At 60.2% G+C, this 13607-nt stretch carries 10 protein-coding genes and 3 pseudogenes; 7 read left to right on the forward strand and 6 right to left on the reverse strand.

Annotated features, from left to right (window positions below):
- Window positions 1–20: 20 nt before the first annotated feature.
- On the reverse strand, window positions 21–1460 hold the full coding sequence (locus FOM02_RS30755) for a hypothetical protein (RefSeq protein ID WP_231164123.1): 1440 nt from the start codon (window positions 1458–1460) through the stop codon (window positions 21–23).
- Window positions 1461–1801: 341 nt separating this feature from the next.
- On the opposite strand from FOM02_RS30755, the gene FOM02_RS30760 reads away from it, so the two are divergent.
- Both FOM02_RS30760 and FOM02_RS30765 read left to right on the forward strand, forming a co-directional pair.
- Window positions 1802–2581 (forward strand): hypothetical protein, encoded by a 780-nt coding sequence (locus tag FOM02_RS30760; protein WP_027562623.1) that lies wholly within the window; start codon window positions 1802–1804, stop codon window positions 2579–2581.
- 659 nt (window positions 2582–3240) lie between these two features.
- The gene (locus FOM02_RS30765) at window positions 3241–3492 is read left to right on the forward strand and encodes a hypothetical protein (protein ID WP_027562624.1); all 252 of its coding nucleotides are present in this window, start codon (window positions 3241–3243) and stop codon (window positions 3490–3492) included.
- A 105-nt stretch (window positions 3493–3597) separates the two neighbouring features.
- On the opposite strand, the gene FOM02_RS30770 is transcribed toward FOM02_RS30765, so the two are convergent.
- Together FOM02_RS30770 and FOM02_RS30775 are read right to left on the reverse strand one after the other, a co-directional pair.
- On the reverse strand, window positions 3598–3768 hold the full coding sequence (locus FOM02_RS30770) for a hypothetical protein (protein ID WP_167336560.1): 171 nt from the start codon (window positions 3766–3768) through the stop codon (window positions 3598–3600).
- Window positions 3769–4015: 247 nt separating this feature from the next.
- Window positions 4016–4207, reverse strand: coding sequence for a hypothetical protein (locus FOM02_RS30775; protein ID WP_027562625.1), 192 nt, complete (start codon window positions 4205–4207; stop codon window positions 4016–4018).
- Window positions 4208–4231: 24 nt separating this feature from the next.
- Between FOM02_RS30775 and FOM02_RS30780 the strand changes: the two genes are divergently transcribed.
- On the forward strand, window positions 4232–5167 hold the full coding sequence (locus FOM02_RS30780) for a helix-turn-helix transcriptional regulator (RefSeq protein ID WP_231164122.1): 936 nt from the start codon (window positions 4232–4234) through the stop codon (window positions 5165–5167).
- Between the two features lie 39 nt (window positions 5168–5206).
- Here the strand turns inward: FOM02_RS30780 and FOM02_RS30785 are convergent, their stop codons facing one another.
- Complete coding sequence (locus tag FOM02_RS30785) at window positions 5207–6856, reverse strand: amidohydrolase (RefSeq protein ID WP_027562627.1); 1650 nt, start codon at window positions 6854–6856, stop codon at window positions 5207–5209.
- Window positions 6857–7250: 394 nt separating this feature from the next.
- Between FOM02_RS30785 and FOM02_RS30790 the strand changes: the two are divergent.
- Window positions 7251–7799 (forward strand): annotated as a pseudogene (locus tag FOM02_RS30790) (TCP-1/cpn60 chaperonin family protein); the annotation flags it as partial.
- Window positions 7800–8054: 255 nt separating this feature from the next.
- Here the strand turns inward: FOM02_RS30790 and FOM02_RS30795 are convergent.
- Window positions 8055–8636: a hypothetical protein gene (locus tag FOM02_RS30795; protein WP_265440442.1), complete on the reverse strand. Its 582-nt coding sequence runs from the start codon at window positions 8634–8636 to the stop codon at window positions 8055–8057.
- Between the two features lie 324 nt (window positions 8637–8960).
- Here FOM02_RS30795 and FOM02_RS30800 point away from each other — a divergent pair, with 324 nt between their 5' ends.
- From FOM02_RS30800 to FOM02_RS30810, 3 genes and pseudogenes are all read left to right on the forward strand, one after another.
- Window positions 8961–9185 (forward strand): alpha-L-arabinofuranosidase C-terminal domain-containing protein, encoded by a 225-nt coding sequence (locus FOM02_RS30800; protein WP_265440443.1) that lies wholly within the window; start codon window positions 8961–8963, stop codon window positions 9183–9185.
- A gap of 321 nt (window positions 9186–9506) precedes the next feature.
- Window positions 9507–11054: an acyl-CoA dehydrogenase family protein gene (locus tag FOM02_RS30805; protein WP_265440444.1), complete on the forward strand. Its 1548-nt coding sequence runs from the start codon at window positions 9507–9509 to the stop codon at window positions 11052–11054.
- Between the two features lie 132 nt (window positions 11055–11186).
- Window positions 11187–11482, forward strand: a pseudogene (locus tag FOM02_RS30810) (IS66 family transposase); the annotation flags it as partial.
- Here FOM02_RS30810 and FOM02_RS30815 read toward each other — a convergent pair.
- Window positions 11453–12628, reverse strand: a pseudogene (locus FOM02_RS30815) (IS110 family transposase). The pseudogenes FOM02_RS30810 and FOM02_RS30815 sit on opposite strands and share 30 nt — an antisense overlap.
- Window positions 12629–13607: the final 979 nt, after the last annotated feature.

Genomic DNA, 13607 nt, shown 5'->3' on the forward strand with positions numbered 1-13607 from the left:
GCGAGCGGCACGATGTTCCGCTATCCCATCAGGTGAAGATCCGACAGAAGATGGGCGGCGAGATCGCCACCCAGCGCGAGATTGCCGTGGCCGCCGTCCCCGCCAACACCGGCGATCTGGATAGCACTCTGGTCGATGTGCACGTTGTTGACCTGATCGGCTACGGCCGTCGAATGGGGACCTGCGATTGCGATATTGATGGGTGCATAGATCGCGACGCTGACATCGATCAGGCTGCCGGCAAAATATCCGTTGCCGCCATTGCCTGCGCCGTTCGAACCGGTCGCGATCGTGTCGGAGCCGCCCCAAAGGCCATGAGATAGGAGGTTTGCATGGCCGCCCGCCGCGGCGTTGGCGTTGCCGCCGTGCCCGCCAATGCCGGCGATCTGAATGATGGATTGATCGAAATAGGCGTCGTTGGTCTGGACCGAATGAGTGTTGGAGCCATAGCCCGCGACTGCGATGTTGATCGGGTCGTACACCACGACGGAGGAATGGACGAGCCCGCCGTAGAACGCGCCGTCGCCGCCATTGCCGGCCTGGCTTCCGCCCGTTTGAACGTCCCCGACGCTCCCGCCGTTGCTTGATCCCCAGCTGGGGTCGAGCGTCATGACGCTGCCGCCGGCGGCCACGTTGCCATTTCCGCCACTTCCGCCGACGCCCGCGATCTGGGTGGCCGACTGATCGATGTCCACCGTGTTCGATTGACTTGCATGCGCAGTGCCGCTCGAGGCCGCCACCGCAATATTGACCGGATGATAGATCACCACGGGAGCGTCCACGATCGCACCCGAGAAATGACCGCTGCCGCCGTTTCCGGCGCCGTTGTCGCCGCTCGCGATCAGGCCGGCGGCCAAGGAAGTACTGACGCTGCCTCCCGATGCCATGTTGTCATTGCCGCCATGGCCGCCGACGCCGGCCATCTGAAAGGCGGATTGATCGACATTCAAATTGTTGGACTGGTTGGCGAGGGCGACCGAGCCGTATCCCAAACTCACCGAGATGTTGATCGGTTCATAGACCAACAGGGACGCGTGAATGAGACTTCCGTAAAAGTAACCGTCTCCGCCGTTCCCGGCCGTGTTGGCTCCGCTCCCGACCGCAGCAACGCCCATCCCGGCATGGGATGCGGGTGTGATGGACGAGACATCCAGGCTCACCGCGTGATTGCCGGCGTGGCCGCTTGTGTCGACCCCCGATGTGGGATGTTTGGATTGAATCGGGTCGGAGTCACGATACTGGGTATTCGCGCTCGCGGGGTGCGCTTCAGGACCTGCAGATTGACCTGCGAATTGACCTGCAGACGGGCCGGGATCATGGACCAGGGCGCCACCGCCGACTGCATCGGTCGGGAACGGCGCGCTCGGTGCCGGACCCGCTTCGTCGTCACCATCGTACCCATCGTGCCGATGAGAGGCGTGATGCAGCCGGATCCCATCCGACATCCGCGAAAAATCCATCCTAGCCTCCCTCATCGCAATCGCTCCACGCAATCGGACGGGTTCTGCACTCCGGACAGAATGTCATCCTGCGAAGGTCGAAAGCCCAGTCGTCAGTTCGGATGTAGCGCTTCGTCTGGCAGCCGGTACATCGGCTACATCCGTTCGGGTAAAGTTACCGCCTTTGCAACTATGCGTGCGCTGATGCTTGCAAGTGCGACCTTGAGGAGATGGCGAAAGGTCGCTTGCGTCTCGCCTGCGGCCAAAATGAATCCACCGCGTTGCCGGATTTAAGTCGCATTGCGACCCAGGTCACGGCCAAGACTCCCGTCCGGGCAGGGGGCGCAACACCGGGGTTTTTCATGTCCGGTCATTTGCGAATTTGTTACGCCGCTTTTGCACTTCTTGCGGGTCTGTCGACATCATCCGCGTTTTCGGCCTCCATTTCCGAACTCTTCAATGTCGGTCCCGCCTCAGCCCCTGCGCCCGCTCCCGCGGAAGCGGAGTGCTTGACGCGGCCCGGCAAGTCGACCGCCGATGGCCAGCACTGGGTCTATCGGTTGGAAGGCCGGCGCAGATGCTGGTTCCAGGCCGGCGAAGGAACAGAGAGGGTGAAGAAGCTGGTTCAGCAACGCGCCGCCAAACATCGTGTCGCTAGCGCCGAAGAGAACCAGACCGCGGCGCACAAGCGGAAGGTGGTGGTGGATGCGCGCGCGGAGCTGCCGCGCTCCGCAGCTGCGGATGCGTCCCGGCCGAGCCCGTCCGTGCTCGCGCAGGTGGTTGATGCCAGTCCCGTCCTCGCCGCCGGGATCGCAACCCGCGCGTTGCCGGTCCCCCTTTCCAAACGCGACCGGCTCACGGCTGACGAGATCGCGCTGCGCCAGGTCGACGTTGAGGCACTGCTGGCGGCGACGCCGGCCGCCAGTGACGTCATTGCCGCTGCGGCGATGCCGCTCGCACTTTCCGCCGCCGAGGCGGACGATGACGGATGGGTCTGGACCTGGCTTGGCATGCTGCTGATGGCTTTGGGGCTTGTCTCCGTCGTCAGCGCTGGTCGAATCATTCGATGGGATGTGCTGCTGCACCGGCTATCATTCGCTTGCCAGCGGCTGGCGGCTCGTTTCAACAGCCTCGGCGCATGATCTAGGATCGCAATTGCGGTGACAGTGTCGTTGATTCATGAGCCTTCGAATCCAGGAAACGGCCGGAGTCATTGAGTGCTCTGTCACCGTAATCCCGACTTCAGACATGCGCGGATGTGCGGGTCACGCAACGGTGAGCGTACCGATCTGCCGTTCGCGCAGCTGTGATTTTCCACTGCGTGTCATTTCTCGAGCGCGTACCTATCTAACTCCCATCAAAAAAATTCGAAGGAAACGCTTTCGACAGAGCAGCTGATTCTGCCAGCGCGAATGCTCCGCACGAAACTACAAACGTTCGGAGCACGATTATGGTTAGATTCAGGACTTCCATCATTGCAGCGATTATATCGATTGGCGCGATAAGCTCTGCAAGCGCCCAGTGCCCGACATGGGCGACTCAAAATCCAGCTTCGTTTCAGGCCCAGTATCCCAATAGGGATATTTTGAACGACTGTGAGTTAACGCCAGCAGGCAGAATGGGCCTCGAACTCCCCGGCGGGGCGGCTCCCTGGTTTGGGCCCAACAGGGCTTATGGGGCAATGCCTGGCGTTGCTCGACACCACAGCTTTCAGCACCGATCGCGGTGAGTATCTGAAGATAAACCCGAATGGTCGGATTCCGGCCCGTCGATCGCGATATCGAGAAGTCCGAGACATGCGATGAACGCGACATTGCTCAAGATGGCCGTGATCCTGAGCTGGAGCATCGTCTTCATGCAAAACGTGGCGAAGACGAGAAGAGATGCGAGACAGCCGGCACCTTCAACCCAGGACTTCGAGCCGCAGAGCAAAACGTCTGAGCAGCGCATTTCCGCGTCCTTCTATCAACTTGCCCCTGAAGAGCGCGACGACCCCCGCACATGTGCTCAGCGGACCTGGATACCGAAGCAAACGCAAAAAATCAGATGCTGATCGGCTAAAGCATGATCCGGAAAAGTGCGAAGCGGTTTTCCGAAAAGATCATGCGCAAACAACAACCTAAAGCGCGATGACGATTCATCCCAATCTCATCGCGCTTTAGAAGAATCCGGCACTGAGATCCAGCCCATAGGTCATCGACAGCAGCCACACCAAGAGGGCGGCTCCACAGAACAACGCGGTCTGCTCGAGGACGTTTGCCTGCAATGACGATGCGGGGAACACCCGGACAAAAGCGTTTGCGATCGCAGCAGTTGCAACGGCGCGCATGATGATCTCCAGGAGTTGGCTAATGACTGGGCGTTAGCGAGCGTCGTGCTTCGCGCACGAGCTCACGATTCCATTCTCGGCGACGGCGGGCTTCTTCGATCTCCCAGAATGCCCAGACAAAGCAGGCCCCAAGGCAAACTGAAATCAGCATGAGCAAACATGCCCAATCGCTAGCGGTCTGGATCACACAATTTCCAATGCAAATGAAATCTCGGCTCCAGGCAAATGGTGCGTCAACAGCGCCCGATCAGGGAATGTTGATCGCCGGCAGCGGGCCGGTGGGTCGAATCAACGCTTTAGCGGGTTGCTCCTGCGCGAAGGCCGCGAGGGCAATCAAGACGGCGCAGAATAGGGCGATGAAAAAGCCGAGACGCCATCGCCGCTCCGTCCGGTCGTCGTCGGGCGTGTCAAGCCGGCGCGCGCCCGTTGCTGTGCGCATCGTTAATCTCCGAATATCGTGACGGTGAGAAGGCCAGTCCTCCCAACACCCGCACTGAATATCGCGCCACTTGATGCGTCCGGGAACTACCTAGAAAGGTGGTCCGGTGTCTCCTATGCTTGCTCGAAGGTCGGTGACCTGCGCACTCGTTTCGGGGGGGACATGTATCTATCCACGGATTCCACCAGTCCGCAGAATCAAGATGTCTATGCACTTTGGGATCGGCTGGCCGAGTTCTCCGTCGGCGACGGCGACGCCGCACTGACACATCTGCTGGCCGCACTGCGCACCATGTTGTCGGCACGCAATGTGCTATGGGGTGTGGTCGTGCGATTGCCTTCGCCGAAGCGGGCCGATCCCTTGCTCGGCTGGCGTCCGCGCCTCGTCCGCGTGCTGGATCCGATACCGGCGGTGGCGGCATCCGTGCAGAAGCAGTACGATAAGCTGTGGTCCGACAACGTCGACCTGTCTCAGATCCTATCGATGTCGGGAGATGAGCCGTTCCGCGTCCGCCTGCTGTTCGAAGCGCTGCCGCCGGAATGGTTCGAGGGCGAGCACTATCGCCGGCACTATCTGGACGTCGGCTTCGCCGACAGCATTTCCGTGCGCATCGCGCTCAACGCCGACGTGAGGATTCGCCTGTTCGTATTTCGCGACACACAGTCACCACGCTTCTCGGCGCAGGACGCCCAGCGTCTGGGCTTCGTGATGCGCGCCTTGCGATGGTTTTGCCGGCAGCAACTGCTCAGTCACGGTTTGCTCATCGCCGAGGCGCCCCTGACGCCTGCCGAACGCAGGGTGTTGCTCGCACTGCTCGACGGGGACACGGAAAAGCAGATCGCGCAGAGGCTCGACCAAAGTCCGAACACCACGCATTTCCACGTCAAGTCGATCTACGCCAAGTTCGGCGTGAGCAATCGCTCGGCGCTCACCGCGCTGTGGCTCGGCAAGCTGCGATAACGAACTTGCACAGTTGATTTGCTGGTGGGCCCGGCAGCATTATTTCGCGCTCGCGAAAACATCCGCTGCGTAGACCACCTTGCCGCCCACGACCGTCAGCAGCGACGTCGTGGCGCCGATTTGCTCGACGGGGACGGACATGAAATCCCGATCGAGAATCACGAAGTCGGCGAGCTTGCCGCTTTCGAGCGTGCCGCGCCGCGTCTCGTCGAAGCAGAACCAGGCGCTTCCCACCGTGTACAGGCGCAAGGCATCTTCGCGGCTGGGTGTTTCGTCCGGGCCGCGTGTCGATACTCCGCCGACGGTCTTGCCGTCGAGCATCCATTGCAGCGCGACGAATGGATTGTAGGATGCGACCCGATGCGCATCCGTGCCGGCTCCGACATGGACGCCCGTGCGCAACGCCGTGACGATGGGCGGCATGCTGCGCGCGGCTTCGCCCGCCTGCACCACGATACGGTCGCCTCCGAGGTACATGGCGTCCTGCATGGTCCAGCCGACACCGAGGGCCTTCATGCGCGCCAGCGTTTCGGACGAGGCGTTGTCGAGATGGGCGATCGACCAGCGCAGCGGTGCGATCGGCGTCTCCTTGTTGACCTCTTCATAGAGGTCCAGGAGTTGGTGGACGGATTTGTCTTCCTGCCAGTGGATGGTGACGGTAAGCCCTTGTTTGGCTGCCCAGCGAACGATCTCGAGGAACTTGTCCCTGGCGGCCGCGTCGGGCGCGTTGTTGTTGTACATGGCGCCGGTGATCCGCTCGCCGATTCCGTTGAATCGCAGCATGTCGTCGCCGAATCCCATCGGCAGGAACGGCGTGAGACCCTTGTACTCCTCGAATTCCGCGCCGACATTCTGCGCGAACAGGCTGAAGGCGACTCGCACCGAAAGTGATTTCTCGCGCCAAAGCTTTTGCAAGGCGGCGTAGTGGCTGGGATAAATGCTGAAGCCGCCGGGATCCACGATCCCGGTAATTCCGAGGCGATTGAGCTCCGTGAAGAACTGCCGGGTCCCGGCGACATTGTCTTCGAAATTCGGCCTCGGCAGGCGATCGAACAGCGCGGAGATGCTGACAATGGAGCCGTTGAACCAGCCCGTGGTCTCGCCCGATGCGGCGCGCTCGGCCGTGATTCCGGCCGGCAATTGATCCGCGGATATCTCGAGCGCTTGCTGCGCTTTCGGCGTCATCAGCAGCGCCGAATAGAACAGCTGGATGTAAGCCGGATTGTCGGGAACTGCCGACATCACCTCGGCCAGGGTTGGCCGCCGCTTCTCCGCAAACTGCAACTCGCTCCAGCCACCGGCCACGATGATCCAGGACGCCGGGCGCGCTTTTGCCGCCTGGTGCAAGCGTTCCATGGCCTCTCGAACCGTTTTTGCGCCGATCCAGTTGACCTCGGTTGCGTAGGTCAGGCCGGCGCGCACGGCGTGAATATGGGAATCGATCAATCCCGGAATGATCGTGCGTCCGCCTGCCTCGACGCGGCGCGTCGCGGGCCCGATCAGGCCTTCCATGGCATCGTTGCCGCCAACTGCAACGATCTTGCCTTCGCGGACCGCGAGAGCCTGCGCGATCGTCGATGCAGAATCCAGCGTCACGATTTTTGCGTTCGTGACAACGAGGTCGGCCTTTTGTGCGTAAGCCAAATTGGCCCAGCACGAGATCACCAAAATCGCCAGAACCTTGCGCATGTTCAGTCCCAAAATGAGAGAGCCAGGCGTGAGAGAGGCAAGAGAAGGTAGCCGCGGCGCCACACATCCGCCGCTGGATGCACGCGCGAATGTCGCGTGTCGCAACGGGGAGTGTGGTGATCTTGATCATGTCTGGCTTCAACAAAATCAGCCAGTCCACCGAAAAATTCGGTAAGAGCCCAAGGAATTGATTTTACAGCCCGCCTTCGCCCGTTTCGCAGCAGTTCATCCGTCTTCGCTCTCACTTCGTCTAGGCTACGCCGCACACCACGCTCCGCCCCTCGTTCTCCGCGCGGCTGCGTCACGCGTAGCCCGTAGGGCGAAGCGTGGTGGGCCTGGCAGGACTCGAACCTGCAACCAGACCGTTATGAGTGACGGGATAAAGGGCGTGTAGCTCCAGGAGCGTCTCGCCAAGCTCGCGGGCGGCGTCGCGGTGATCCGCGTCGGAGGCGCGACCGAGGTCGAGGTGAAGGAGCGCAAGGATCGCGTTGATGACGCAATGCATGCGACCCGCGCAGCCGTGGAAGAAGGCATCGTCCCGGGCGGCGGCGTCGCCCTGCTCCGCGCTTCCGAGCAGCTCAAGGGCCTGCGCACCAAGAACGACGATCAGAAGACCGGCGTCGAGATCGTGCGCAAGGCACTGTCCTGGCCGGCCCGCCAGATTGCAATCAACGCCGGTGAAGACGGTTCGATCGTGGTCGGCAAAGTCCTGGACAACGAGCAGTACTCTTATGGCTTCGATGCGCAGACAGGCGAGTATAGCAACCTTGTCTCCAAGGGCATCATTGACCCGACCAAGGTCGTGCGCATCGCGGTCCAGAACGCCTCCTCGGTGGCCGCTCTCCTGATCACGACGGAAGCGATGGTTGCCGAGCTGCCGAAGAAGGCCGCGGCTGGTCCAGCAATGCCTCCAGGCGCCGGTATGGGCGGTATGGACTTCTGATCTACTCTGCCAAATTATCAATGACCATACAAAACCCTGGCGGGAATGCCAGGGTTTTGCGTCGGCGGGCTTGCAACATAGCCCTAGCAAGCCGCTGTGTGTCAGAAGGTTGCGTAATCGATGCTGTTGCGCATACGGTCCGGCAGATCACGGGGAATGACTTTCTTGAGGATACTAACGACTCTGAACGTCCTAGCGGGCTGGCTGGGCCACGTGGTTTTGCCGTAAAATTGGCGATTTGTTGCCGATTGCTCTCTAGGGGCTTTTTTGTTGTGGTGTTTGCGCCAAATCTCCCTCCTTTTCTGTGCGCCTGCAAGGCGGAGGCACCGATCGTCGCTGAGATTCCGCCCGGAAGCGGCCGTTGAAAGCCTGGATGAACGCATCATCGTTTGGCTTGCCGGGCAGGCAAACCAAGCATAACGCCGCGCTGTCGCCCTCAGTCAAGATTGCGCGAGACAACTCGCTGCCCTGCTCGATGCGGATCGTCGATATCCCACTTCTTTGTAGGCCCTTTCCGGTATCTCCACGACGCCGCTGCCGAAGGCTCGTACTGCGCAAATGCCACAATAGATGCAGATCGGCTTCATGGAGTTCTCTCCCGTGTCGGCACGCATTTTCATTCGTTCCTTTCGCAGAGCAGCAGGCCACGTCGTAACTGTCATCAGCCGCAGGCCAGCCGAGAAGAACATCAGGAAAGCCACAGTTCTGATCGATCGCGACTTCACCATTGGTTACACGAACTCTCGTCTGTTTGGTGCTTTCGTCGAACATCGGGGCCGATGCATCTATGGTGGCATCTACGAGCCCGGCCATCGGAGCGCAGACGGTGCGGTTCATCGTTGCGCAACATACCTAGTTTTGGCCAATGGGAAGAAACCGTCCTCGAACACAGCTTGATTACGTCGACTAAATTTCAATCCATACTTAGTTCGGGAATTACAGTCAGGACATCGCCTCGTTTCTCGCGAGCACCGACGTGAGGACTGCTTTACTGATGAGGTCGTCGTCCTAGCTGATGCGGCTGCGGCCACGCGGCGCTCCAAAAAAAGCGTCTTATGCTCAGCTTCGACGGATGGAACGTCTGGTATCGAACGCGCAACGAGGCTACCCCGGCGGTAGACCGCTGGCTAGTGGCCCCCCATCCTTGAGGAAATCTATACAATGGAGGACGCGCTCGCCTTCGGCGGCGCCTGCATTTCCCTTCTGAATCACGCCGATCGGGTAGGAGTTGCCTGCCTGGCGCAACTCGTGAACGGCATCGCGCCGATCATGACCAAGACAGGGAGGTGCGTGGCGCAAGACCATCTTCTTTCCTTTTGCGCATGTGAGCCGCTTTGGTCGCGAAAGACTTTTGCACGCGCAAGAGCCACAGAGGACATGTTTTGAATGCCATATTTCACGTTCGCCTCGCTATGCTGCCCAATGTTGCATGACAGACCTCTCCTCGGTCGGCTCGCTTTGGGACAAGACACCAATCGACAATGCAGAGCGAGTCTTGAGAAGAATGGGAGGTTACTGAAACGAGCGTGTGCCTCCGATAGGTCCGACAAGACTTATCTTGATGAGAGCCCACGCAGCGGTTGCAATAGGTCGAAGTCCCGCGGAACGTGCTTATACTGCACTTACATCCACACTATACCAATGTGTAACCGAGATAGCCGCGGGGATGAATTGGCATGAAGCGCGACCGGGCTCATTGTGAACCTTATGGCCATGTATACTCAGGTTTACGCCCAATTCCCGGCGCAGGAACGCACGGCCGAACGCCGTGCAGCTGCACTATACTCCGATTTGATCGCTGACCTGAGTCAGCTAACTTTCGCCGACGCGGATGACCGCCGAGCATTCCCTCCAACCCTACACAGCATATTGGCAAGGCATGGACTGTTCGGGCTCACCACACCAGGAGAGCACGGCGGATTAGCTCTCCCCTTAGAGGAGGCCATCAACCTCATCTCTGCCACTGCATCCTTCGATGTCTCCGCTGCCTCTACCCTCGTCATCCATAACTTCCTGGCCTTGCCCTGCATCCAAGCGGCACCGCACATCCCGGAACAAAAGCATATCATTTGGGGTGCAACACGCGGCGATCTCTGCGCTTTCGCTTTGACGGAGCCCGGAGCTGGCTCGGCCCCGAGGCACATAGAGACTTCGGCCCTGATGCGCGAAGATAAAGTTCGTATTTCTGGCCGCAAGATCTGGATCGGCCTCGCTGACTGGGCTCGCTGGATCGTTTGCTTTGCGCGCGCGTCTGGACCCGATGCGAAAGGTCGGCTCGTTGGTGTACTCGTTGACAGGCAGGCTCCAGGCCTCAAGGTCACGCACGAGCATCGCACACTGGGTCTACGTGGCATCATTCAGAATACCCTGGAGTTCCACGATGTTGAGGTGCCGCGTTCTTACGTGCTCTCTCGCGATCAAGACGGCTGGGGCGCGGCTTCATCTAGCATGAACCGCGGCCGTATCGGTGTGGCTGCTATGGGTCTTGGAGCCCTTGAGCGCGCTATCCAGGTCGCAGCCTCTTATGCAAGCCATCGCCGGCTCGGTAAACTGCGCATGATCGAGAACAGCTACATCGAGCAGTTATTTGGACAGATGGTGCTGCGGCGGGAAGTCGTGAAGGCGATGCTGGCCGCATCATGCCAACTTGTTTCAGCGCAAGGCACGCCAAACGTCCACCTTGCGTCGGCAACGAAGGTTTTGTCCTCGGAGTGGTGCGGCCTTGTCGCTGATCAATGCGTCCAGCTGTTAGGTGGCCGTGGTTACGACGAAGGAGCGCCTTTAGCCAAAATCTATCGAGACGCTCGCATCCTTCGCATCTTCGAAGGTCCGACTGAGGCGCTCCTATCACATCTCGGCCGCTGCCTCCTCTCTAAAGCCACGCGTGACGAAATAGCCGATCTCTTTCGGTCAGTTGGAGCGGCATCAGTCCATGCTGCTGCAATTGAGGAGCTCTCTGGGCTCAATGAGACAGATGGGTCCGTGCTGATCTATGCGGGTTGGCTCACCACATTGGGGCTGGCAAAAGCTGTCATGTCTGCTGGCTGCTTCTCTGCCTCAGATTGCGCCGCAGCGGCGGCTCACCTGGTCAGTTCCGAACTTGCAACTCTCCGTACTCGCGCGCCGGCCCGGCAATCTGTCGAAGTGCGCAATCTGGCTAGTCGGACTCTGACCACCTTCCTTGAAGACGCGGCTTGTTCGATTCGCTCACCTGTCCTCACGGACGATTACCTTAGATTGGTGCAGTATGTCTGACAGCTGGCCGATGCCGGACGTCTTTCCACCTGCTGGTTCCGCGCGCGGACGATGCAACCGCGGAAAGGCGAAGCATCCCTGATGCACTGCCACGTCGAATTCCGACAGGCTGCTATGAGGGCCTAACCTAATCTCGCTCCGGTCAGACACATCGATGTCGAGATCGAGCGCACTATCAACGGCCGGGACGCCGACGAGCGTCCCGCTGTGCACAACGAAAAGAGCAAGCCGCTTCTTGAGTACATGCATGCCTTGTTGTTGCGCGGCACGAAACCCTCTCGCCCTCCTCCGAGGTCCTGAAGCTTATGAACTACATGATCCGCTGGGACGACTTCGCCCGCTTCCTCGACGATGGCGGGATCTGCTTGGCCACGGATGGTGTTGAGAAGTCCTTACCTTCAGTTCGTGGCAGCTTTTTTTGGTTTTTCCTTCCAGGCAGCCACCATGCGTTCGTAGGCCTGCTCGACGCGTGCGACGTAACCAGCTTGCCGTTCGCGGATTTCCTTGATCCAATAGTTCCCGGCCCGGGCCAGCCTTGCCGTAGGCACGGGGAGCCCCAGCCTTCAGCGAGTTTCATCGCCGTGAACGCTGGCCGCGCTAAGCGTAGTCCTTCCCGGTCGTCAGGACGTGCCAGATCATGACTGCGAGCTTGCGCGCCGTCGCGACGGCTGCGACCCCCGACCCCGTGCTTTTTCTGCGTTCGGTTGAAGAATGCTCGCAACGCACCCGGCGCCGTCTTGGCTGACCACGCCGCCTCAACCAGCATCTTGCGGGCGTCACGGTTGCGCTGCTTCGAGATCCGGCCATGCCACGCCGGGTGCTCGCCTGACTGCCGAACCCGCGGAGTCAACCCGAAATAGCTGCTGAGCTGATCCGGCGACGGGAAGCGTGCGAGGTCGCCGATGGAGGCCAGTACACTCGATGCGACAACCGAACTCACGCCGGGGATCGTCATCAGCTTGAGAGCCCGTGGATCGTCCAGAGCCTGCTGGGCACGACTTTGTCGATCTCCGACAGTTGCTTCGTCACGCGTTCGAGTTCCACGATCAGACGCCAGAGCATTGCACGCTCCTCCGATGGCAGAGGCAGACTGTCCAGCCAATGCTGTCCGCGCTTGCCGAAGAGATAGCCTTTGTAGGGCGGGATGAGGTTGGCATGCAGGATAGCCTTCATGCGTCCTTCAATCCCGATGATCTGCGCCAAGACGCCGGCGCGCTCGGCCATCTGGCGCCGGCGGCTGTAGGTGTCCTCGTCAGCAACCCAGACCTCCGGCAAGAGCCGGCAGCATGCAACTTTGCCAGGGTCCCAGCATCGACCTTGTCCGTTTTGACTCGCGCATAGGCAATCGCCCGAACGAGCCTCGGATTGGCGACCGCGACGCGCTTAACGTGCGGGCGCAGAATACGTTCGGCAGCCGCGCTGTTGCCCGTCACCTCGATGACCACCTCATCTTCGAGGCTGAGTGTCTTGGCAAAGGCGACAGGCCGATCGTGGACGAGATCTACGCGGAGCTGTCGGATTATTGTTCCGTCCTCCAGGATCGCCACCTGGGCGAACGATCGGTGGATGTCCATGCCGACGATTTGCATGCTTGGTTCTCCTTGTTTCAGGAGCCAGTGGCTTGCACGACATCTACGGATCCGCGCTCGCAGTGCAGCCGGGCAAGTCGTAGGGGGCGGCAAAGTAACAAAGCGAGCTCGCAGCTCATGGTCATGGCGGCCTGCCACCGTTTCGTGCTCCAGCGCCCCTATCCCGGCTTCGACGGACCAATCCGGACGACCAGTCCTCTCCACCGGGTTTGAGCGCTGAAAACATCATGCCCTTTAACAATTGCGCTGAGCGCGCATTGAGAGGCATCGCCTGGGAGCGCAACTGGACCTTCGCCGGTAGCCGGCGGGGGCCGACCGTGCCGCCATCATGCTGACGATGGTCAGGACCTGTCGCCTGCCAAGTGCTGCTCAGAGCCCTCGTGCCCGGCATGCCCGCCCTGGGGCTCTTCCGAGACCGCATGCCGTACCTGGGGCGAAGCTGTTACATTGGATGGATCGAAATTGTACGAGCCCACGCTAGCCTCACGTCCAAACAATCAATTGAGCTGATCGTATTATGGATAGGCTTTCCAGAAGCTGAGGAGGCCGTCGCTCGTGAAGCAATGCATCGCCACATCGGCGAAAGGGAAACTGCCCTGCAGCTCTCAATCGTCGCGGGGCTTCCGCTCTGGAGGGCACGCTTCGCGAGCGGCTTGCTCGGACTCGCGGCAGCTGATTCAGGAGAGACTACCGTGCGATTCTGGCCACAAGATCGACAAACGATGAGTCGTGAACAGTAAGCGCAGATCGGATCCCGTTTTGATTGGCGCTTCACGGTTATCTTGGCCCGCGTGATGCGCTGACGCGCCTTCCAGCTTCCGGACAATGCGAAGACACCGGCATCATTGTCCGCCACTTAAGCGGCGATAAAATCTATGGGCCGCACGGGCCGCATATGTACGTGATCGGGAAAAGACGGGGTCACCTGTGACATCGAGCTATTCGACATGGTCCGACACACCGC

This window comes from Bradyrhizobium sp. SEMIA, assembly GCF_014844175.1.
In the GTDB taxonomy this organism is placed as follows: Bacteria; Pseudomonadota; Alphaproteobacteria; order Rhizobiales; family Xanthobacteraceae; genus Bradyrhizobium; species Bradyrhizobium arachidis.